Below are 22,169 nucleotides of genomic sequence, written 5' to 3'. Positions count from 1 at the left end.
ATGATGATGATAAACCGTGATTTATTTTACTTTCGAGGGTCTAGTTAGGCGCTTCCTTCCTATCGTATTTCACTGTCATGCCATGATATTTTTCCTGCTCCTCATAATCCTTCCTCAGTGGGTGGCCTTCCCAGTCCTTGGGTAAGAGAATTCTCCTCAAATCAGGGTGATTATTAAAGTGAATACCCAAAAGGTCATACGCCTCCCGTTCGTGCCAGTTGGCCGTTTTCCAAATATCTGATACGGTATCAATATGAGGATTAGCTCTCTCCAAAGAAACCTTTAGCATCAGATGCAGATCATACGGAATGCTGTACAGGTTGTAAATTACTTCCATGGTGCCAGCTTCAGGACCATTGTCAAGTCCGGTGAGGCACGAAAGCGAATCAAAATAAGTCTTCTCTCCGGCATGCAGCCAGGCACAAACTGCATGAATGGCTTCCGGTGCCACCAGCAAGGCCTGCGGCGTGGCATTCAAATCCTCACCAAGTATGGCCTCAGGAAACTGGTCGGTTACAAGTTGTTTGAGTTCTTGAAAGGTCATGATACGGTAGCTTTCTTCCTCTTCTCCATTAATTTTTTCAAAGCTTCCGGCTTCATCAGAGACTCCCCTCTGATCTTCTCCTGAAGTTTCATAAAGCCTCCGATCAACGCCTCTGGTCTGGGAGGACACCCTGGTACATACACATCCACAGGAATGATTTTATCCACACCCTTCACTACATGGTAACCATGCTCCCAATAAGGTCCGCCACAATTGGAACAGCTGCCCATGGAGATTACATATCTAGGCTCAGCCATCTGCTCATAAAGCCTCCTTACCCGGTCGGCCATTTTAAAAGTGACAGTACCGGCCACCACCATCACATCTGACTGCCGTGGTGAAGCACGCGGCAACACCCCGAAACGGTCCATATCATAACCCGAAGCATAGGCCCCCATCATTTCTATGGCGCAGCAGGCCAGGCCAAATCCCATCGGCCATATACTGGAAAGTCGTGCCCAGTTGAGCAGGTCATCTGCCTTGGTGACGATAATCCCCCCCTGTCCAAACTGCTGATCAAGTAGTCCCATCCTGCTTCCTTACTTTATATTCTTTTTGATTGATGTGCGCATAGGCCTTGAGTGGTATTTTCGATTTGAATTCTACCGCTTTTGATTTTGGTTTCACCCAATCGAGCATTCCATTGGCCCACACATAGATCAGACCCAAAAACAAAATTCCTATGAAAATGAAAGTCTCTATGAGGGAAAACATGCCCCACAGACCGTTAGTCTCAACATTCATCTCTGGGTCTGCAAATACCGTAGCCCAGGGAAACAAAAAAACCAACTCGGTTTCGAAAAGGAGGAAAATAAGCGCAACAACGTAAAATCGTATGTTGAAAATACTCCACGCAGACTTCACGGGGTCCTCCCCCGATTCGTAGGTGGTTTCCTTCTCCACATTGGGGCGAACAGGGCGCAATGCTTTTCCTACCAGCAGTGTAGTCACGATAAACCCTACACCCCCGATAATAAATAACAGAGCAACTCCAAATCCTGAAATCTCTAACATCCCTGAAAATTACACAATGATTAGAATTTTAACGGGTCGAAGTGCTTGAAGTGTCCGTTCATTCTGATTTTTTCTTTGGCCTTCTCTGCTCTTTCGAGTGCCGGTATCAGGTTTTCCAGGTGATTGATCACATAAGATTGCCGCTCACTTTCAGAGCTCATCTTCAGCAATTGGTACTCCTCCTCTGGCTTCAGCCCTATTTTGTGGATGACATCATACATCACCGCTGTTTCTCCTAAACCGATTTCCTCTTGCATATGCAGCCACTCAAAAAGCTCCCGGCACAGCTCTACTATCCTGATGGCTTTGGAGGCGTCGGTATCGTCAATACACTCAACCAACTCCACGGGACCGCCGGCATATTGCTTGGTATCCCATGGATTTTGAAAATCAAGCACTTTGAAAATTCTCAGTCCGGAGGTCTTAATATCCATTCGCCCATCCTCATACAACTTAGATACCTCCACGATCTTTACTTCGGTACCGTACTCTATTCGGGTCTCCACATAGGAGGGAATGCCAAAAGTAGTTTTTGTAAGAAGGCAGTCATTGATCAGTTGCTTATACCGGGGTTCGAAAATATGAAGGTTGAGTTCTTCCCTCGGAAATACCACCAAATTCAACGGAAACAGAGGAATATCTTTCACCATATCTACACAACGCTAGAGTAATCGGAGAGTTTTGAATAAATTTTAAAAAATTGATGACCTTAGCCAATCATCTCACATTTGTACGCCGTGAACAAAATACGTATTAATCAAGGCCGCATTTTACCCTGGCAATTCAGAATGGTCGGAACCCTCATTGTGCTCGGCTCAATGGCCTTCTCTTTACTTCAACTTTCAGAATTTCCAGCTATAGTCATCTGCATAGGCATTTCATTTCTGATCCCTGCCATGTGGTCTGCCTATTACATTCTGGAAATAGACCCTGAGCAGAAAACCATCTCCGTATTTAGCTGGGTACTTAGTTTCAAGAATGGGAAAACCAAATCCTTTCAGGAAGTTGAGAAAATCTTCGTCAATGAAACCAAAAAGGCTCAACGGATGACCTCATGGTCAGGTCAGGTGAGAACTTCCAAATTCAATGAGTACATGGCCTTTCTAAAACTTGTAGAAGGAGACAAATACTTTCTGATCAGTGATCCGGACCCCGCCAATCTCATGAAACGATTAACTCCGATCTCAGAGAAACTGGGATGCGACATTCATGAAAACTATGAAAAAACATAGGCACCGTGGGCGCCCATGTCGGCAATTCTTCCTTAGGTAGCCCAGACCTTACCGTTACCAGTCTCGCTCAAAGGAGAGCAGCCATGGTACTCTACAGGAATGGCCTGATACTGCAATGCCTCGGTAGCCCCATATTCTGTAGTGTAGTACCCCACTATGGTTAACTCCTTTATGGTCCAGAAGAATGGACGCCCGTTCTCCCAATTTTTCAGCTCTGAATTTTGTTTTTGAAGGAATTCGGTCTGTTTTTCGGGAGCAAGTGCAATAAAAGAATCCCCCATCTGCGAGTTACAATCCGCTTCGAACTGCTCGAGTCCTTTAATGAACGCCTCACGGGCCCCCTGATCGTATACTACGCTCACCATTTCCTCAATGAACCCCGGTACGCCGAGTGACTTGGCTCCTGGGGTATCCGTCTCCGGCAAAATTCCCTCAGCTATCTGCATCACCAATCTTGCCTGATCCTCCGAGAAAAATGTAGGTGTCCAGGTAAGCTCTGGCTTGGGCGTACAACCATTCAAAATTCCCGCAACAGTGGGGACACTCAATACCCCTCCCATTATCCAGGCGGTACGTTTCAGTGCTTCTCTTCGTTTGATATTTTCCATGATCAGAGGTTTCCTTTCTTCAATTCATTTACTGCAAAATCTGCTGCCCTGGCCGTGAGGGCCATATAGGTAAGCGATGGATTCTGACAAGCAGAGGACGTCATGCAAGCACCATCGGTCACAAACACGTTTTTCACTTCATGCACCTGATTCCACTTATTCAATACGGAAGTTTTCGGATCCCTACCCATACGCGCGGTACCCATCTCGTGGATACCCAGTCCCGGTCCTCCTATGTTATCATAAGTACTGACATTCTTCAGCCCTGCCTTTTCCAACATCTCGGCAGCCGAAGACTGCATGTCTTTTCGCATCGCTAGTTCATTGTCCTTAAACTCACAGTCGAAAATAAAAGTGGGCATGCCATGCTTATCCAGCTTATCTGGATTCAGGGTCACTTTATTCTCATGGTAAGGGAGCATTTCACCAAAGCCCATCAGTCCCATTCTCCATTTTCCTGGGGTCTGAATATCATCTTTCAACTCCTCACCTATCCCCAACTCGGCAATAGATGACCTCCATGACTCACGGCTGGCACCACCCTGGTAGCCATAGCCTCTGATAAAATCAGGATGTTTTTCATTGATATTCCTAAATCTGGGGACATAAATACCGTTTGGTCTTCGTCCTGAGTAATACATATCCTCAAAGCCATCAAACTCACCTTCAGCTCCTGCTTTGAAGTGATGGTCCATCAGGTTGTGACCCAACTCGCCCGATTGATTCCCCATTCCTTCGGGGAAGTACTCACTTTTGGAGTTCATCAGTATGTAAGTAGATCCCAACGCTGATGCATTGAGAAAAACGATCTTCGCGTAATATTCCTGCACCTCTCCCGTTTCCGCGTCCTTCACACGCACACCCGAAGCCTTACGGGTTTCAGGATCATAAAGCACCTCCATCACGATTGATTGTGGCCGCAAGGTCATGTTTCCGGTGGCCATTGCAGCCGGAAGTGTACTGGATTGGCTACTGAAGTAACCTCCGAAGGGACATCCTCTCATGCACAGGTTTCTATAGTGGCAATGCGCCCGGCCATTGTGATTTTGAGTGATATTGGCCACCCTTCCAATCGTCAGCAGGCGGTCTTCAAAGTTTTTTGAAATGCTATCACGCACATGCTCTTCCAGACAGTTGAACTCCATGGGAGGTAAAAATTTACCGTCTGGCAACTGTGGTACTCCTTCATTCCGACCACTTACCCCTATATGTGTTTCAACATGATCATACCAGGGTGCCACGTCTTTGTATCGGATCGGCCAGTCTACAGCTATTCCTTCTTTCGCATTCGCCTCAAAATCCATTTCGCTCAACCTGTAGGACTGACGCCCCCAAAGAAGCGACCTGCCTCCCACGTGATAACCGCGAATCCAGTCAAATCGCTTGACCTCAGTGTAGGGATGCTCTGTATCTTTTACCCACCAATGCTTGGTAGATTCTTTGATGGTGTATCCAGTTCTCAGCTGAACATCATAATCTTTCTTCTCCTCTGCAGAAACCTGATCGTCATGAGGCAGCTCCCAGGGATTCAAATTCATGGTGGGGTAATCTTTGATATGCTTTACATCTCGTCCCCGCTCCAGTACCAGGGTTTTCAGACCCTTTTCGGTTAATTCCTTAGCGGCCCAGCCTCCACTGATGCCTGTACCTACCACTATCGCATCGTAGGTGTTTTCCGCTTTTGCTTTATTATTAAAATTCATTGATCTTAATTTGTGAACAATCGAAACTAATCAATCTGAAGCCAAATCTTAGACGGCTTTTTGATGTATTTTTAATGAAAACGTTTTCTTTTGGCGCTACAGTCAAAATAAAGACATAACATACCCTCATTGAACACATGAAGATCTCCAGAAAAAAAGCACTCAAAAACATGGCCGGATTATCAGCCCTCGGGTTCATTGGCTTTCCCGAGTTTGGTCATTCACAAAGCATTAAAGAAATGAAGGGAAAAATCAATCATTCGGTATGTCGCTGGCCATATGGTAAAAACACCCTGGAAGAACTCTGTGAAGCAGCCAAAGAAATAGGGATCTCTTCGATAGAATTACTCAACCCGGATGAATGGCCGATCGTGCAAAAATATGGGCTGACCTGCGCCATGGCCAACTGTGTGCCTCTGAGCCTGACAGACGGCTTCAATGATCCCAAACTGCATGAGCAATTGAAAAAGGACTATTTTGATCTGATCCCAAAGGTGGCGGATGCAGGCCTGAAAAATATCATTTGTTTTTCTGGTAACAGAAATGGAATGCCGGATGATCAGGGCATGGAAAACTGCGCCATAGGCCTGGAGCCTGTGGTGAAAAAAGCCCAGGAATATGGTCTGACCATTTGCATGGAGCTTCTCAACTCCAAAGTGAATCATCCTGACTATCAATGTGACCATACTGAATGGGGTGCCGGGCTCTGTGAAAAACTGGGGCTGGAAAATTTCAAACTCCTGTACGACATCTACCACATGCAGATCATGGAGGGTGACATCATCGCTACTATCCAGAAATATCATCCTTACATCGCGCACTACCATACCGGAGGTGTACCTGGCCGAAACGAAATTGATGAAACTCAGGAGCTCAATTATAAAGCCATCATGGAAGCTATAGTGGCTACAGGGTTTACCGGATATGTGGCCCAGGAATTTATTCCTAAAAATGAAGATGTGTTTGCTTCCCTGGCTCAGGGCGTTCGTATATGTGATGTTTAATCCATCACCACGGGAAGCTCTGAAGGTTGACCCCATTCACTCCAGGAGCCATCATATACAGATAGGTTTTGATAACCGCTGACATGTGCACCTAAGGCAAGGATACAAGCAGTAAGACCTGACCCGCATGATAGGGTAACATGCTGATCCTTGATTTCCAGCTTTGCAAAAATCCCTTTGAGCTCTTCTTTAGGAATTAGCTGATTGGCTCTGATTAGTTCTGTAAAGGGAAGATTGAGAGAATTTGGAATGTGCCCACCTCTCAATCCCTTGCGGGGCTCAGGAGCGGTCCCGTGAAAGCGACCCGCAGATCGCGCGTCTATCAGACATTCCATTTCATTTCCCATAGCGTTCAATACCTGATCAGCATTCCGGAAAAACCCAGACTGAGGGTTGGCCCTGAAATCACCTTTCTCAAACTCAGCACTTACTATATGCTCCGTGGGCAAACCAGCTGCCTTCCACGCTGGCAGGCCGCCATTGAGAACGGCCACGCGCTCATGACCTATGGCCCGAAACATCCACCAGGCCCGGGGAGAGGCATACACTCCCAAATAGTCGTATAAAATGATGGTATGGCTCTGATTGATTCCGAGGGCTTGTGCTTCACGTGTGAAGGCCTCTGCCGAACACATCATATGTGGAAGGTCTGTGGTGAGATCAGAAAACCGACCATTTATATCAAAAAACCGGGCATCTGGAATCCGAATTCCGACAAGGGCAGGATCCACCTCGCCCTGTACCGGCGGGATACTGGCATCCAATACAATCACCTCGGGATGGTGAATTCGCTCAGCCAGCCAATTGACTGAAACCAGTGCGTCGGGCAAGTCGAGCGAATTCACTTCCATGGTTTGTTGTTTTTATTTCAATCGATCAAGAATGGTATTGAACGTAGCACTCGGCCTCATGGCTTTGGAGGTGAGTTCTTCACTAGGCTTGTAATACCCATCAATATCCACAGGAGCTCCCTGAGCGGCAAGCAATTCTCCATTTATCACAGACTCTTGCTCTTTCAACTCTTTAGCTACCCCAGTGAAAAGATCTCTGAGGGCTGCATCATTGTCTTGTGCTGCAAGGGCTTCTGCCCAATACATGGCCAGGTAAAAATGGCTACCTCTGTTATCCAGCTCATTCACACTTCTGGATGGAGACTTATTTTCCTCCAAAAATTTACCGGTAGCTGCATCCAGCGCATCAGCCAACACCTGAGCGCGAGGGTTGCTGTCTGCAATACTCAGGTGCTCCAAAGACGCTGCCAGGGCCAAAAACTCTCCAAGGGAATCCCACCTCAGATGGCCTTCCTCTACGAACTGCTGTACGTGCTTAGGCGCTGATCCTCCTGCCCCAGTTTCAAACAGCCCACCACCATTCATCAATGGTACAATTGAAAGCATTTTGGCACTGGTACCAACCTCCAATATTGGGAAAAGATCCGTCAGGTAATCGCGGAGCACATTGCCTGTAACCGAAATGGTATCCAGTCCCTTTCTGATTCGCTCTACGGTAAACTTGGTAGCCGCTACTGGTGACATGATGTGGATTTCCAGGCCACTGGTATCATGATCCTTCAGGTACTGATTCACTTTTTGAATCAACTGCGCATCGTGCGCCCGGTTCTCATCCAACCAAAATACAGCAGGGGTTTTGGAAGCACGCGCACGGGTAACAGCAAGCTTCACCCAATCCTGCACCGGGGCATCCTTCACCTGACACATTCTCCAAATGTCTCCGGCCTCTACTTGATGGGATATCAATATATTGCCAGCGGCATCCACTACTCGCACTTCACCATCTCCAGGGATTTCAAAAGTCTTGTCGTGAGAGCCATATTCCTCTGCTTTTTGGGCCATGAGCCCCACGTTGGGTACACTCCCCATAGTAGTAGGATCATAGGCTCCATTGGCCTTGCAGTCCTCAATCACCGCTGCGTAAACGCCCGCATATGACCGGTCAGGAATAATGAATTTGGTGTCTTTTAGTTTTCCATCCGGGCCCCACATACGGCCAGAAGTCCTGATAGCCGCAGGCATTGAGGCATCGATAATCACATCACTAGGTACATGCAGGTTGGTGATCCCTTTGTCAGAGTTGACCATGGCCAATTCTGGACGAGCAGCATAACATGCAGCAATGTCTGCTTCAATATTCGCCTTCTCAGCTGCAGGAAGGGTTTCAATTTTTGCAAGCAGATCTGCCATTCCATTGTTGGCATCTACTCCCAGACTTTTGAAGGTCGCCTCATATTTTTCAAAAACAGGCTTGAAAAACACTGAAACCGCATGTCCAAAAATAATGGGATCGGACACCTTCATCATAGTAGCTTTCAGGTGTACCGAAAGGAGGACGTCTTCCTTTTTGGCAGACTCTATCTCACGCTCGAAGAAAGCTCTCAGTGCCTTCTTGCTCAAAACTGATGCATCGATCACCTCACCTGCTTTCAATGAAGTTTTTTCTTTCAATACAGACACCGCTCCGTTTGCTTCTACCAGTTCTATCTTCACATCACCGGGCTCACTCACGCTGACAGACTTTTCACTTCCGTAAAAATCGCCATCCTTCATGTGGGCAACGTTTGATTTGGAATCTGCTCCCCAGGCACCCATCGAATGTGGGTTTTTCCTGGCATACTCTTTCACGGCTCTGGGGGCTCTCCGATCAGAATTTCCCTCTCTCAGCACAGGGTTCACTGCACTCCCTTTTACTTTGTCGTATCGTGATTTGATGTCTTTTTCGTCCTCTGTGGTGGCTTCAGCCGGGTAATCAGGCAGGTTGTAGCCTTTACTTTGAAGTTCTTTGATCACCGCCACCAGCTGTGGAATTGAAGCGCTGATATTGGGCAGTTTAATGATATTGGCTTCTGGCGTTTTTGCCAGATTGCCCAACTCAGCCAGGTCATCAGTGATTCGCTGGTCTGCTGTAAGTCTTTCAGGAAAACTGGCAATGACCCTCCCTGCCAGAGAAATATCCCTGGTTTCGAGCTGAATGCCTGCGGGCGCGGCAAATGCCTGGATGATAGGTAGGAAAGAATGAGTTGCCAGAGCCGGAGCTTCGTCGGTAATAGTGTAAATAATTGTGCCTTGTTTTGCCATTTGTTCCTGAGTTTCCTGAGCCATTGTTTGACGACTCAAATCGTATTTGTACTTAGTTTGTATTTAATAACTTTCTTCCTTGTTGGGAAAATCCTTGGACCTAATGTCCTTGATGAAATTGGTGGTAGCCTCACCAATGATTTTATTCAAATCTGCATATTGTCTTAAAAACCTGGGCTTGAAATCCTGAGTGATTCCCAACATATCATGCACCACCAGCACCTGACCATCTACATCCGGTCCTGCTCCTATACCAATAATCGGGATGTGCAGGGACTCTGATACTTCTTTGGCCAGACTGGCTGGGATTTTTTCCAGTACGATACCAAAGCACCCAATGTCCTGTAAAATCTGTGCATCAGATTTCAATTTTTCGGCCTCTACCTCCTCTTTGGCGCGCACACTATATGTGCCAAACTTATAAATAGACTGAGGCGTAAGCCCCAAATGTCCCATAACAGGAATCCCCGCTGACAGCACTCGGGAGATACTTTCCTTGATCTCAATGCCACCTTCCATCTTTACCGCATGTGCACCGGATTCTTTCATAATACGGATACTTGATCTGAGTGCCTCAGAAGAATTGCCCTGATAGCTCCCAAAAGGAACATCCACCACCACGAGTGCACGGTGAACGGCCTTGACCACCGAAGTGGCATGCCAGATCATATGATCCAGTGTGATGGGCAGGGTAGTCTCATTTCCGGCCATGACATTGGACGCTGAATCTCCTACCAGGATCACATCGATACCGGAGGCATCCAGAATACGCGCCATGGAGTAATCGTATGCAGTGAGCATAGCTATCTTCTCTCCGGTCGCTTTCATCTCCTGAAGCCTGTGGGTGGTGATTTTCTTAAATTGTCCTTGCGCTGTGCTCATACTCTGTGGGGTCAGGTTGTTTATCGGGGTAATGCCCAATCGTCGGGGAAGGCGCAAATTAATAAAAACCTACTTCATCTGAAACGACTCTTTGTCACTTCCATTTGATATTACATCCCATACTCGGGTGTTGGTCATCGGAAATAGGATCACCCAACACCAACGCATCCAAAGCACCCCTCAAATCCTTACCATTTACCGGCTTCCCATTACCTGGAGAGGCTTCATCCATTCTCCCCCTGTAGACACAGAGATTGTTTTCATCAAACACAAAAAAATCAGGAGTACACTCAGCTTTGTAAGCCCTGGCCACACGTTGGGATTCATCATATAAATACGGAAAGGTAAACCCCACGGAGAGGGCCTGCTCCCTCAAGGCCTCCGGACTATCTCCGGGGTATTTGATGACGTCATTGGCTGAAATGGCCACAAAGTCAACCCCTTTATCCTGATAATAATGAGCAATATTGGCTATCTCCTCCTGAATATGAATCACATAAGGGCAATGCGCACAGATGAACATGACCACCGTGCCTTTCGCTCCTCTTGCCTCGGATAAGGATACTGATTTTCCTGAAACGACATCCGGTAGCCTAAAATCTGGAGCCGGTGTGCCTAGTGACATCATGCTGGATAAGGTGAGTGACATTTTGATCTTTACTTTTTGCTACAAAAAATGAATTAAATTGAACTTCAAAATTATCACGAAGTTTCACCATGAGATACCCATTTGCCCTACTTTTTGTTTTCATTACAGGATTGGTCTTTGCCCAGACACCTGCCCCAGAGCGTGCTGAGGGCGACGGCCCCTATGATCGCCTGATTATCCGTGGGGCTACCCTGATTAACGGAAATGGAGCACCACCTATGGGGCCGGTAGATATTGTGATCACAAAAAACAGGATTAGCCAGATCAGTATAGTGGGCTATCCTGGTGTGTCGATTGACAACAGCAAAAGACCCAGAAGTGGCGAAAACGATCATGAAATAGATGCTGAAGGCATGTATGTCCTCCCCGGGTTTATAGATATGCACGGCCACATCGGATCTATCTCTGAGATTCCGGCGGAGTATGTCTTCAAATTGTGGATGGCACATGGCATTACCACCATACGTGAGCCCGGAAGTTTTCAGGGCAGAGACTGGACGCTTGATCACAAAAAGCGAAGTTCCAAAAACGAGATCACCGCTCCAAGAATCATTTCCTACACGGGGTTTGGAATGGGGTCCGATGGCATCAATACGGAAGAGGAAGCACGAAAATGGGTGCGCGCCAATGCTGAAGCCGGTTCTGATGGCATAAAATTTTTCGGTGCCCGGCCTGAGATCATGAAAGCAGCGCTGGAAGAAAACAAAAAACTGGGACTGGGGGCTGCATGCCATCACGCCCAAACCAACGTGGCCTGGTTAAATGTCCTTAACTCTTCGGAATGGGGACTTACCACGATGGAACACTGGTATGGCCTCCCTGAGGCCATGTTTCATGATCGTACTGTACAGCACTACCCGGCAGACTACAACTACCAGAATGAACAGCAGCGCTTTGAAGAAGCAGGCAAGCTCTGGGAGCAGGCCGCAGCTCCGGGCTCGGAGAAGTGGAATGAGGTAATGAATACATTGCTGGCTCGGGACTTCACCCTGGATCCTACCTTCAACATCTATGAAGCCAACCGGGACCTCATGCGAGCCAGAAATGCTGACTGGCACAAGGACTATACCCTGCCTGTACAGTGGGATTTTTATGCCCCCAGCAAAGTATCTCACGGATCTTACTGGCACGCCTGGGGCACGGAGCAGGAAGTAGCCTGGAAGAAGAATTATCTGCTCTGGATGACATTTGTGAATGAATACAAAAATCGGGGTGGGCGGGTGACCACCGGATCAGACAGTGGTTACATCTATCAGCTTTATGGATTTGCTTATATCCGGGAGCTGGAGCTCCTTAGGGAAGCCGGTTTTCATCCACTGGAAGTCATTCGATCCGCCACCCTAATGGGCGCAGAAGCCCTTGGGCTTCAGAGTCAGATTGGCACCATAGAGGTAGGCAAACTGGCAGATCTGGTGCTGGTAGAGGAAAACCCCCTTGCAGACCTGAAGGTGCTGTATGGAACGGGAGCCATCAGGCTGACCGAAGAGAATGAAATAATACGTGCCGGTGGCGTAAAATACACCATCAAAGACGGGATAGTGTATGACGCCAAAAAACTCCTGAAAGATGTGCGTGAAATGGTGAAAGAAGCCAAATTAACAGATGGTGAAATCACTCAACCAGGATATCCCAATTGGGATTGAGGTACAAAATTCCTACTTTTAGCAGAATCCAACTATCAATATGCTCAACCCCAGATTTCTATTCCTCCTCATACTGATCGCGCTCTCTGCCTGCATTGAGACTCAATCCAGCAAGGGTCAGGAAGATACGCCCAACGCGGCACCACAGGTTCCGACGAATCCATCTGGCAGGATGGTCTCACTGCTGGGTACCGTGCTGCCTCCCAAGCAACTTTCAGAAAGAGTCATGGGAAAAAGACTGGAGCAGCTGGAGGATGCACGGAAAAAATATGAAAGCGATCCGGAAAATCTGGACAATATCATTTGGTATGGGCGACGCATGGCCTATCTGGGCCGCTACCAGGAAGCCATTCGCATTTACTCTATTGGGCTGGATCTTAATCCTAATTCCTACAGGCTGCTGAGGCATCGTGGCCATAGGTACATTACCGTGAGGAAATTTGATGCGGCCATCGAAGACCTGCAGAGGGCGGCTTTCTATGCCCGACCCGCCGAAAATAAAATAGAACCTGACGGACTACCAAACAGGCTTAATAAGCCCCTTTCTAACGATAAATTCAACATCTGGTACCACCTTGGCATTGCATATTATCTGAAAGGAAACTATGACAAAGCTATTTCCTCCTTCAAAAAATGCATCACCTACGCCGACAATGATGACCTGATAGTGGCTACCACGGATTGGTTTTATATGACCTACCGGAAAATCGGAAACCTGCCGGCAGCTCAGGAGCTACTCGCTCCCATTTCCAGAAGGATGAATATTGTTGAAAATTATGCCTACCATCAACGACTGATGATGTATCAGGGCCACTACCAACCAGAAGACCTCCTGGATAAAGCAGATCGTGACAATGACAGCATTGATCCCACCATAGGGTATGGGGTGGCCAACTGGTATTTGTACAATGGTCAGGTAGATATCGCCACAGAACTTATTGACAAGATACTCCGCAACCCACAGTGGGACGGATTCGGGTATATCGCTGCAGAAGTAGATAAGGTCTCTCTCGGCAATCTTTAGAGTGCCTCGATATCCTTTCGGATCTGAATGAGGATTTGAGGATAATCGGTAATGATACCATCTACCCCCATGTGAAGCATTTTCACCATGTCCTCACGATTATTAGGTGAATAAGTATATACCTGAAATCCCCGGGCATGCATCCTGAAAACCCGCCGGGTAGATAGCGTGTGGTATTCAGGATTGAGTGCTTTCATTCGATCATCCTCCTTGGCCCGCCCCAGGTGCATTTTTGTTTCCACATAAAACGCAATCAAAGGCGCAGAATCTTCACCGATCATGAGCTTTTTGGTCTGCACATGATCATCATACTCATGAGCAGCTTCTATGTACTCTACTTCTTCCGACTGGAGGATGATCCATTCATAGCCGTTCTTTTCCTCTCGGATCACGTCCACAAGTTTCTCAGCAAAATCATGATAATGTGGGTGATCCATGTGCTTGATCTCTATAAGCACCTTGCATCTTCCATTGATCAGGTCCAGCACCTCTTTGAGTGTTGGGACACGCTCATCTCTGAATTTGGGATCAAACCATGAACCCGCATCCAACTGCCTGATTTCCTCCAATGTGTAATCATGCACGGCCCCTGTGCCGTTGGTAGTCCTGTCCAGAAACTCATCATGAAACACCACTATTTCCTCATCCTTGGTGTTTCTCACATCCAGTTCTATCATATCCACACCCATTTCGATGGCCGCACGAAATGCCGCCATGGTGTTTTCAGGAGCAATCCCTGAAGCTCCTTTATGAGCGATGATGTCAAAGTGTTCTTTCTTCAGGGACTTATCAATCACCGGACTCGTGAGGAAATGCAGATAGATATAAGGCTCGAATAAAGCGACAGCCAAAAACAACACCATGACAGGTGATGAATAAAGAAGAAATTTTTTAGTCATTTCAGTTGTCGAATAGTCGCATTAAGTTATAAAAATAACCATCCATTACCACGTGGTTCACTCGCTTTTTGCCGGTTTTGTCAAACTTAGGTGAAGCTCCTGAAGCTGTGCTGAGTCAATCAGGGATGGTGAATCGATCATAACATCGCGGCCTGATGTGTTTTTAGGAAACGCGATAAAATCTCTGATACTGTCCTGTCCTCCGAAAAGTGCGCAGAGTCTGTCAAAACCAAATGCAATACCACCATGCGGAGGAGCGCCATATTCAAAAGCACTCATCAAAAAGCCAAACTGATCCTGAGCTTCCTCTTTGGTAAAACCGAGGGCATCAAACATTTGTGACTGCAGGGTTCGGTCGTGAATCCTGATAGACCCACCTCCAAGTTCTACTCCGTTCACCACCATGTCATAGGCATTGGCTCTCACACTTCCTGGATCTGTGGAAAGTTTGTCCAAATCTTCCGGATTTGGTGAGGTAAATGGGTGGTGCATTGCGTGGTATCGCTGAGAATCTTCATCCCACTCCAATAGCGGGAAATCAACCACCCAGGCGGCCGTGAACTTACTGCGGTCTCTGAGTCCAAGTCTTGAGCCCATCTCCAGACGCAATTCGCAAAGCGCCTTCCTGGTTTTATTGGCCTCCCCAGCCAAAATCAGCAGCAGATCACCGGGGCTCGCCTCCAAACGCTCAGCCCAGGATTTCAATGCCTCCTGATCATAAAATTTATCTACAGAACTCTTAAAGGAGCCATCCTCGTTGCATTTCACATACACCAGGCCCTTTGCCCCAATCTGTGGTTTCTTCACAAAATCCGTCAATCCATCCAACTCCTTGCGGGTGTACTCACCACAGCCAGTCGCGTTGATCCCTACGACCAACTCCGCACTGTCAAATACGACAAACCCTTTTCCCTGAGTCAGGTCGTTGAGCTCCCTGAATTCCATTCCGAACCTCAGGTCAGGCTTATCAGAGCCATATTTGGTCATGGCATCAGCATAGGAGATGTGAGGCAGCTCACCGAGATCCACCCCTTTTACTTCTTTGAAAAGATATTTGATCAGTCCTTCGAAAGTATCCAGTATGTCCTTTCGGGTGACAAATGACATCTCACAGTCTATCTGTGTAAACTCCGGTTGACGGTCTGCGCGCAGATCCTCATCCCTAAAGCACTTCACGATCTGAAAATACCGATCGAATCCCGAAACCATCAGCAACTGCTTAAAAGTCTGTGGAGACTGAGGCAAAGCATAAAACTGATTGGGATTCATACGTGAAGGCACCACAAAATCGCGCGCGCCCTCAGGTGTACTTTTGATCAGGTAAGGAGTCTCTACCTCGGTAAATAAGTGATCAGACAGATAGGCTCTGGTCTTTTGCAACAGCTGGTGGCGCATTTCCAGGTTTTTCCTGACAATCCCCCTCCTCAAATCGAGGTATCGATACTTTGCCCGTAAGTCTTCTCCACCATCCGTTTCATCATCGATAATGAATGGGGGGGTCTTCGACTCGTTGAGTACCGTCAGCTCTTTCACCCTTATTTCCACATCCCCTGTCGGGATTTTATCGTTTTTAGCCACACGCTCCACCACTTCTCCTGTCGCTGAAATCACAAACTCGCGACCTACCCTTCTCGCCAGCTCTAGCGTCTTCTCATCAGTTTTCCCCTCCTCAAAGATGAGCTGAGTGATGCCGTACTTATCCCGAACGTCTACCCATATCATTCCACCTTTGTCTCTAATCTTCTGTACCCAGCCGGCCATGGTCACCTGCTGACCGATGTGACTGCTTCTAAGCTCCCCGCACGTATGTGTTCTCAACATTTTATTATTTTTTGCGTCGTTTCCTGTTAAAACAGCGGCAAATTTAACAATAGTTTTAGCTTTGAAATAATAAATCTCAACAACCGATGAAACTACCCAAACAGCTCTGGATAATGATTTTACTTCTTTTGACCCTTAGCCATTTCGCTACTGCTCAGATTTCCGTGACCCGCCAGAAAGTCACCAAAGATATTTCCATGGAAGTGCCTGAATCGTTCATTCCCATGAGCCAGTCCGAACTCATTGGCAAATATGTGTCCTCACGCACTCCCATTGCCATGTACACCAGTGAGGATCGAAACATTGATCTGGGAATCAATGAAACCAGCAGTGCCTGGGCGGGTGATGACCTCCCCATTCTACAGGCCTTTTACAAAGCCAACATTGCCAACCTCTTCACAGAAGTGGAATTTTTACAGGAAGAAATTCGTGAAATCGGGGGAAGGCCCTTCATCGTATTTGAATTTATCTCTAAAATCACCGACGAAGAGAGCACCTTTGGGGGAAACAGCAGCATCTCCAAGTATACCTACATACAATATACCCTACGAAATAATAAAGTGCTACTCTTCAACTTCACCTGTCCGCTGAGAGCTCGTCCCCAATGGCAGGAAACCGCTCAAAGAATGATGGAAAGCGTAAGGATCAAATCATGAATACGCTGAGCATTCATAGCGATGAACACTATATGCGCCAGGCACTGAAAGAAGCTGAGGCAGCCTTTGAGGAGCAGGAAATACCTGTAGGCGCAGTGGTCACCTGCCAAAACCGGATCATTGCTCGGGCACACAACCAGGTGCAAAGGCTCAATGATGTCACGGCCCATGCCGAGATGCTGGCCATCACCGCGGCACAGAATTTTCTGGGCTCCAAATACCTGGACCAATGTACACTGTATGTAACCCTCGAGCCATGCACCATGTGTGCCGGAGCACTGTACTGGTCGCGGATAGCCAAGGTGTGCTACGGGGCGAAAGATGAGAAAAGAGGCTACCATCTGGCCAACCCTAATATATTGCATCCACAAACCACGCTCATCACCGGGCTGCTGGCAGATGAGTCCTCTGAATTGATCAAATCATTTTTTAGAAAGATGCGCGGGAACAATTCATAGGTTGCTATGTTCTATATTTGACTAATCAATAGATTTCTAAACTAAAAACATATACCAAAATGGCATTCGAACTACCAGATTTACCCTATGCACATGATGACCTTGAGCCAAACATTGACAAGCAGACTATGGAAATTCATCATGGAAAGCACCATGCAGGATATGTAGCCAAGCTAAACGCGGCGATCGAAGGCACAGACATGGCTGGCCTCTCACTGGAAGAGCTGCTGACCAAGCACAGTAGCAACGGAGCAGTACGAAATAACGGTGGCGGTCATTGGAATCACTCATTGTTCTGGACCATCATGGGACCAGATGGTGGCGGAAACCCTTCGGGCACTATTATGGACGCCATACACGACTCGTTTGGTTCTTTTGAAGCCTTCAAAGAAAAATTCAGCAACGCGGCAGCCACCAGATTCGGATCGGGCTGGGCATGGCTATGTGTACACCCGGGCGGAAAACTGGAGGTCTGCTCTACGGCCAATCAAGACAATCCGCTGATGCCAGAGGCCGGATGTGGTGGAAGGCCCATCCTCGGACTGGACGTATGGGAGCATGCCTATTACCTGAAATATCAAAACAAAAGGCCCGACTACATTGATGCTTTTTTCAGTGTAATCAACTGGGCAGAAGTGAATAAAAATTACGAAGCTGCTAAGTAGTTAGCACACCTTCCCAGAAAAGGTCCATTTCTCATAGGAATGGACCTTTTTTTATGATTCTCGCTCACAACCTGGGTCTGTTAACATCCCTCTTGACTCACCCCATTTCACCCCTACCAAATTCAGCCCCACGTCCGTTCATGCCCAGAAAGTACTCTAAGTTTTAATATTTACACAACCGATTGCATAAATTTATTAAGTTTACCAAACCAGCAATAACTCTACTCAAACTCAATGGATGTCTAACATTTCGGAACTATGCTAAAATTACCCGGCTATCTGGTTGCATTAATCCTGCTCAGCAGCATCAGTTGTAAGCAGGAGGACACTCAAAACGCAGCACGTGAGCGCATCTCGATCAACGATGATTGGCGCTTTATGAAATATCAATCATCGGATGAGTCTGACAGCCTCATCTATGATGTAAGACCAGAGGTTACTGACACACAAGATGACAAAGCTGCAGACTCGAAGCCTACGGAAGCGATAGAAGTATCCACCAATATGGCGGTGCTTAAGCCCTGGATACTGCCTACAGGTAATGAGTTTATCAGCGATCCCTCAAAAAAAAGTGTCCGCCCGGATGGCAACCCAGGAGGCACCTACCCGCTGGTGCAAAGAGACTACGATGACCATACGTGGGAGCTTATAGACCTCCCTCATGACTGGGCCATACAGGGCCCATTCTTTGAAGGGTGGAACACTCCGGTAGGTGGAGGAATGGGAAGACTCCCAAGCCCCGGAGTGGCATGGTATCGCAAGACGATCGAAATCCCGAAGGAAGACGAAGGAAAATCGATTTTTCTGGATGTGGACGGAGCCATGTCCTATGCCATGGTGTGGGTAAATGGTCATTTGGCAGGTGGCTGGCCATACGGATATTCCTCTTGGCGAATCAACCTCACACCATATCTTGAAATTGGCGGAGACAATCAGCTCGCTATAAGACTTGATAACCCGCCGAATTCCTCGAGGTGGTATCCTGGTGGAGGTATTTATCGAAATGTGTGGCTGGTTAAAACCGATCCAATTCACGTAGCACACTGGGGCACTTTTATTAAAACGAACAACGTCTCAAGCAAATCAGCGGAAATTAGTCTGACGGTAGACATCAGCAATAATTCTGACGCAAGCCATGACGTGGAGGTAGTGACGTCAATCTACGCCCTAGAAAATGGCACCTCCGAGCGCTCATTTGTTAAGAAATTTGACAGGAAAACCCTTGTCCTTTCGCCAAATGCGAGGCATTCTGTCGAAAGCTCTGTCATCTTGGAAAACCCAAAACTCTGGGGGCCACCTCCTTCCCAAAAGCCTAACCTCTACTTGGCGGTCACTCAGGTCATCCGTGATCACAAGATACTGGATGAATATGAAACCCAGTTTGGTATCAGGTCCATCGAATTTGATGCAAACAGAGGTCTGATTGTCAATGGTGAACCTGTTTATATCAAGGGAGTGAACCAACATCATGATCTCGGCGCCCTGGGCGCTGCCTGGAATGACAGAGCCGCTGAACGACAGCTTGAAATGCTCAAAGAATTGGGATGCAATGCTATCAGAATCGCCCATAATCCACCTGCCCCCGAACTACTAGATATGACCGATCGCATGGGCTTTCTGGTGGTGGACGAGCTTTATGATTGCTGGGAGCGCAAAAAAACACCATTGGACTTTCACCTGATATTCCCGGAGTGGCACGAGCAAGACCTGAGAGCCATGATCCGTCGTGACAAAAATCACCCATCGGTAATCCTGTGGAGCACTGGCAACGAGGTGGGCGAGCAGTACACTGATGAGGCTGGGGCCCGAGTAGCAGCCAAGCTCAGAGCAATAGCTAATGACGAAGATCCCACCAGACCTACATCTGCTTCATTCAACTATGCAAAACCCGACATGCCCATCACGGCTGAAGTGGAAGTGATCAACCTCAACTATCAGGGTGAGGGGATTCGAAATGCGCCCGCTTACGCTCACCTGAAAGGGATCAACACTCCTCCATTGTATCCAAAATTTCATGATAAATTTCCAGACAAAATGATCATTAGCAGCGAAAATTCCGCTGCACTTAGTAGCCGTGGCACCTACCTGTTCCCTGTGGTAGACGGAATAAGTGCCCCGATCAGCGATTCGGTTGGAGGAGACCCTGCCCAAGGCTACGTCAGCGCATACGAACTTCACACCGCGAATTTCGGCTCTTCTGCTGATAAGGTGTTTAGCTCCTTAGATATGCACCCCTATGTAGCTGGCGGGTTCGTTTGGAGTGGTTGGGATTATTTGGGAGAGCCTACCCCCTATTACCTTTCCAGAAGTTCCTATTTTGGGCTCATAGACCTGGCAGGATTCAAGAAAGATCGCTTCTATCTATATCAGGCCAGATGGAGACCCGATTTCCCCATGGTTCATATTTTGCCTCACTGGAACTGGCCTGACAGGATAGGGAAAATCACCCCGGTGCACATTTTCACTTCCGGAGATGAAGTGGAGCTTTTTCTGAATGGAAAGTCATTGGGAAGGAAAAAGAAAAAACCATTTGAATACAGGCTAAGATGGGATGATGTGATCTATGAACCCGGAACCCTCAAAGCCATTGCTTATAAGGAAGGAAAAGAGTGGTCTGAAGACATGATCAAGACCACAGGTGCTCCTGCTAAGCTGAAGCTGATGGCTGACAGAAGTGTAATCAACTCAGATGGAAAAGATCTGGCCTTTATCACTGCCCTGATTTTGGATGAAAATAATCTCGAAATCCCGAATGCTGCTCATTCGGTATCATTCACGATAGAGGGGCCAGGTAACATACTGGCAACTGACAATGGTGACCCAACAGATCTGACATCCTTCTCGTCACCAACGAGAAAGACCTTTAGCGGAAAAGCATTGGCAATTATTCAGTCCCAAAAGGGGCAAGCCGTGCCGATCAGAATCACAGCTACATCGCCCGGACTGGATCCTTATACCCTTACTATCGAGTCCGCCAAAGACGGTCCTCTAAAAGGAGTGAACAAGTAGATATTTTATTTCGCACAATAAAAAACAACCGGTTGTGCAAAAGCAAGATTTATACACATGATTATCCTATGAATACACAAATGAAAATAATCAAGGCCATTGTTCTACTGATATTGAGTATCACCCTTATCCATTGTAGCTCAGAAGAAATGCCTAAACCAAGCTTTGGTGGGCCCTCTGATGGAGATGGCACTCCATCAAAACAGTACCTCACAGAATTCGCAGCCTTCCCGGTTGGCAATATTGTGTCGGCCAGCAAGCTAGCCTCCAATTCAGAGGATAATCTCAAGTTTAAAGAGATATTACTCAATGACTACAACAGTATTACCGCTGAAAACGACATGAAAATGGCCAATATATTCAGAGGTCCTGATAATTACGACTGGAGTGATGGAGATGCGATTGTAGCCTACGCAAAAGCCAATGGGCTCAGAGTACATGGTCATGCGCTGGTTTGGCACTCCTCTATCCCCGGATGGCTCACCAATTACGCCGGCACTGACGAAGAATTTTCTAAACTCATTGAGAACTACATCAAGCAAACAGTCGCCCATTTCGCAGAGGAAAAAGACAGTCTGGGCAATTCGGTAGTGGCCAGCTGGGATGTGCTCAATGAGTACTTTGATGGCACTAGTGTAAGATCTTCACTATTCTCACAGAGAATGGGAGCTGATTTTCATAAAAAGCTATTCCAATGGGCCCGGGAAGCCAACTCTGATGTAAAACTCTTCTACAATGACTATAATGTGATTGGAATCTCCAGCAAAAGGAGTGCGATCCTTAGCATGGTGAGTGATTTTCAGAGCAACAATATTCCAATAGATGGCATAGGTGCACAAGTACATATTAACTATCAATGGCCCACAATCACTGACATTCAGAATGGCTTTCAGGAAATTGCCAATACCGGGTTACTGATACATTCCTCAGAATTGGACATCACCGTCAACCCAAATGACGATATTTCCGAACTGACCGCCGAAAGAGCGATATCCCAGTCTGTGCAATTTCAGCGGTTGGCCTTTTACTACGGAGAAATCGTACCAAAAAATCAACAATTCGGGATCACCGTTTGGGGATTCAGAGATCAGGATAGCTGGATATATGAAGGAGGCACAGACTGGCCACTTTTATATGACAACAATTTTGAGCCCAAACCAGCATACGATGGCTTCAGAAATGGCCTGGATGGTCAGGCACCCTAAGGTGCCTGAATGCTTTAATTGGCTCTGTCAATTACTTTAAATAGCTCTACAGGAGAATTGT

At 47.2% G+C, this 22,169-nt stretch carries 21 protein-coding genes; 9 read left to right on the top strand and 12 right to left on the bottom strand.

The window, feature by feature from the left end:
- Positions 1–40: 40 nt before the first annotated feature.
- From ACHKAR_RS14905 to ACHKAR_RS14890, 4 genes are read right to left on the bottom strand one after another with little or no spacing between them, the layout of a single operon-like run.
- Positions 41–544, bottom strand: coding sequence for an NADH-quinone oxidoreductase subunit C (locus ACHKAR_RS14905; RefSeq protein ID WP_395418169.1), 504 nt, complete (start codon positions 542–544; stop codon positions 41–43).
- Complete coding sequence (nuoB, locus tag ACHKAR_RS14900; RefSeq protein ID WP_159583933.1) at positions 541–1,074, bottom strand: NADH-quinone oxidoreductase subunit NuoB; 534 nt, start codon at positions 1,072–1,074, stop codon at positions 541–543. Before nuoB ends, ACHKAR_RS14905 begins: the two co-directional genes overlap by 4 nt.
- Positions 1,061–1,558 (bottom strand): NADH-quinone oxidoreductase subunit A, encoded by a 498-nt coding sequence (locus tag ACHKAR_RS14895; RefSeq protein ID WP_395418167.1) that lies wholly within the window; start codon positions 1,556–1,558, stop codon positions 1,061–1,063. Before ACHKAR_RS14895 ends, nuoB begins: the two co-directional genes overlap by 14 nt.
- A 20-nt stretch (positions 1,559–1,578) precedes the next feature.
- A complete protein-coding gene (locus ACHKAR_RS14890; protein ID WP_395418166.1) occupies positions 1,579–2,208 on the bottom strand; it encodes an LON peptidase substrate-binding domain-containing protein in 630 nt (209 codons plus the stop codon).
- A gap of 87 nt (positions 2,209–2,295) precedes the next feature.
- Here ACHKAR_RS14890 and ACHKAR_RS14885 point away from each other — a divergent pair, with 87 nt between their 5' ends.
- Positions 2,296–2,790 carry a hypothetical protein gene (locus tag ACHKAR_RS14885; protein ID WP_395418165.1) on the top strand — a complete coding sequence of 165 codons (495 nt, stop codon included), beginning with the start codon at positions 2,296–2,298 and terminating at the stop codon, positions 2,788–2,790.
- A 32-nt stretch (positions 2,791–2,822) separates the two neighbouring features.
- Here the strand turns inward: ACHKAR_RS14885 and ACHKAR_RS14880 are convergent, their stop codons facing one another.
- Positions 2,823–3,398 carry a gluconate 2-dehydrogenase subunit 3 family protein gene (locus ACHKAR_RS14880; protein ID WP_395418164.1) on the bottom strand — a complete coding sequence of 192 codons (576 nt, stop codon included), beginning with the start codon at positions 3,396–3,398 and terminating at the stop codon, positions 2,823–2,825.
- Positions 3,399–3,400: 2 nt separating this feature from the next.
- Positions 3,401–5,101 (bottom strand): GMC oxidoreductase, encoded by a 1,701-nt coding sequence (locus ACHKAR_RS14875; protein ID WP_159583943.1) that lies wholly within the window; start codon positions 5,099–5,101, stop codon positions 3,401–3,403.
- 137 nt (positions 5,102–5,238) lie between these two features.
- Here ACHKAR_RS14875 and ACHKAR_RS14870 point away from each other — a divergent pair, with 137 nt between their 5' ends.
- Positions 5,239–6,105, top strand: a complete 867-nt coding sequence (locus ACHKAR_RS14870; RefSeq protein WP_395418163.1) for a hydroxypyruvate isomerase family protein — start codon at positions 5,239–5,241, stop codon at positions 6,103–6,105.
- Here ACHKAR_RS14870 and ACHKAR_RS14865 read toward each other — a convergent pair.
- The 4 genes from ACHKAR_RS14865 to ACHKAR_RS14850 form a co-directional block, all read right to left on the bottom strand.
- Complete coding sequence (locus tag ACHKAR_RS14865; protein ID WP_395418161.1) at positions 6,102–6,956, bottom strand: sulfurtransferase; 855 nt, start codon at positions 6,954–6,956, stop codon at positions 6,102–6,104. The genes ACHKAR_RS14870 and ACHKAR_RS14865 overlap by 4 nt on opposite strands.
- Positions 6,957–6,968: 12 nt before the next feature.
- Positions 6,969–9,197, bottom strand: coding sequence for an NADP-dependent isocitrate dehydrogenase (locus ACHKAR_RS14860; RefSeq protein WP_395418159.1), 2,229 nt, complete (start codon positions 9,195–9,197; stop codon positions 6,969–6,971).
- A gap of 63 nt (positions 9,198–9,260) precedes the next feature.
- Positions 9,261–10,079 carry a 3-methyl-2-oxobutanoate hydroxymethyltransferase gene (gene panB / locus ACHKAR_RS14855; RefSeq protein WP_159583949.1) on the bottom strand — a complete coding sequence of 273 codons (819 nt, stop codon included), beginning with the start codon at positions 10,077–10,079 and terminating at the stop codon, positions 9,261–9,263.
- A 94-nt stretch (positions 10,080–10,173) separates the two neighbouring features.
- Positions 10,174–10,728 carry a thioredoxin family protein gene (locus ACHKAR_RS14850; RefSeq protein WP_395418157.1) on the bottom strand — a complete coding sequence of 185 codons (555 nt, stop codon included), beginning with the start codon at positions 10,726–10,728 and terminating at the stop codon, positions 10,174–10,176.
- Between the two features lie 68 nt (positions 10,729–10,796).
- Between ACHKAR_RS14850 and ACHKAR_RS14845 the strand changes: the two genes are divergently transcribed.
- Together ACHKAR_RS14845 and ACHKAR_RS14840 are read left to right on the top strand one after the other, a co-directional pair.
- A complete protein-coding gene (locus ACHKAR_RS14845; protein ID WP_395418155.1) occupies positions 10,797–12,371 on the top strand; it encodes an amidohydrolase family protein in 1,575 nt (524 codons plus the stop codon).
- A gap of 40 nt (positions 12,372–12,411) precedes the next feature.
- Positions 12,412–13,395: a tetratricopeptide repeat protein gene (locus tag ACHKAR_RS14840; protein ID WP_395418153.1), complete on the top strand. Its 984-nt coding sequence runs from the start codon at positions 12,412–12,414 to the stop codon at positions 13,393–13,395.
- Here the strand turns inward: ACHKAR_RS14840 and ACHKAR_RS14835 are convergent.
- Positions 13,392–14,294, bottom strand: coding sequence for a glycerophosphodiester phosphodiesterase (locus ACHKAR_RS14835; RefSeq protein WP_395418151.1), 903 nt, complete (start codon positions 14,292–14,294; stop codon positions 13,392–13,394). The two genes, ACHKAR_RS14840 and ACHKAR_RS14835, sit on opposite strands and share 4 nt — an antisense overlap.
- Positions 14,295–14,351: 57 nt before the next feature.
- Positions 14,352–16,115 (bottom strand): aspartate--tRNA ligase, encoded by a 1,764-nt coding sequence (gene aspS / locus ACHKAR_RS14830; protein WP_395418150.1) that lies wholly within the window; start codon positions 16,113–16,115, stop codon positions 14,352–14,354.
- An 86-nt stretch (positions 16,116–16,201) separates the two neighbouring features.
- Here aspS and ACHKAR_RS14825 point away from each other — a divergent pair, with 86 nt between their 5' ends.
- The 5 genes from ACHKAR_RS14825 (at position 16,202) to ACHKAR_RS14805 (ending at position 22,108) form a co-directional block, all read left to right on the top strand.
- Positions 16,202–16,771, top strand: a complete 570-nt coding sequence (locus tag ACHKAR_RS14825) for a hypothetical protein (protein WP_395418148.1) — start codon at positions 16,202–16,204, stop codon at positions 16,769–16,771.
- Complete coding sequence (locus ACHKAR_RS14820) at positions 16,768–17,229, top strand: nucleoside deaminase (protein WP_395418146.1); 462 nt, start codon at positions 16,768–16,770, stop codon at positions 17,227–17,229. Before ACHKAR_RS14825 ends, ACHKAR_RS14820 begins: the two co-directional genes overlap by 4 nt.
- Before the next feature lie 59 nt (positions 17,230–17,288).
- A complete protein-coding gene (locus ACHKAR_RS14815) occupies positions 17,289–17,894 on the top strand; it encodes a superoxide dismutase (RefSeq protein WP_395418144.1) in 606 nt (201 codons plus the stop codon).
- A 258-nt stretch (positions 17,895–18,152) separates the two neighbouring features.
- Positions 18,153–20,903: a beta-galactosidase GalB gene (galB, locus tag ACHKAR_RS14810; RefSeq protein ID WP_395418143.1), complete on the top strand. Its 2,751-nt coding sequence runs from the start codon at positions 18,153–18,155 to the stop codon at positions 20,901–20,903.
- Between the two features lie 80 nt (positions 20,904–20,983).
- Positions 20,984–22,108, top strand: a complete 1,125-nt coding sequence (locus ACHKAR_RS14805; protein ID WP_395418142.1) for an endo-1,4-beta-xylanase — start codon at positions 20,984–20,986, stop codon at positions 22,106–22,108.
- Positions 22,109–22,169: the final 61 nt, after the last annotated feature.

Source organism: Marinoscillum luteum (assembly GCF_044005705.1).
Taxonomy (GTDB): Bacteria; Bacteroidota; Bacteroidia; order Cytophagales; family Cyclobacteriaceae; genus Marinoscillum; species Marinoscillum luteum.
The sequence above is the reverse complement of the archived record's forward strand: the minus strand, read 5'-3'. Positions and strand labels throughout refer to the sequence as shown.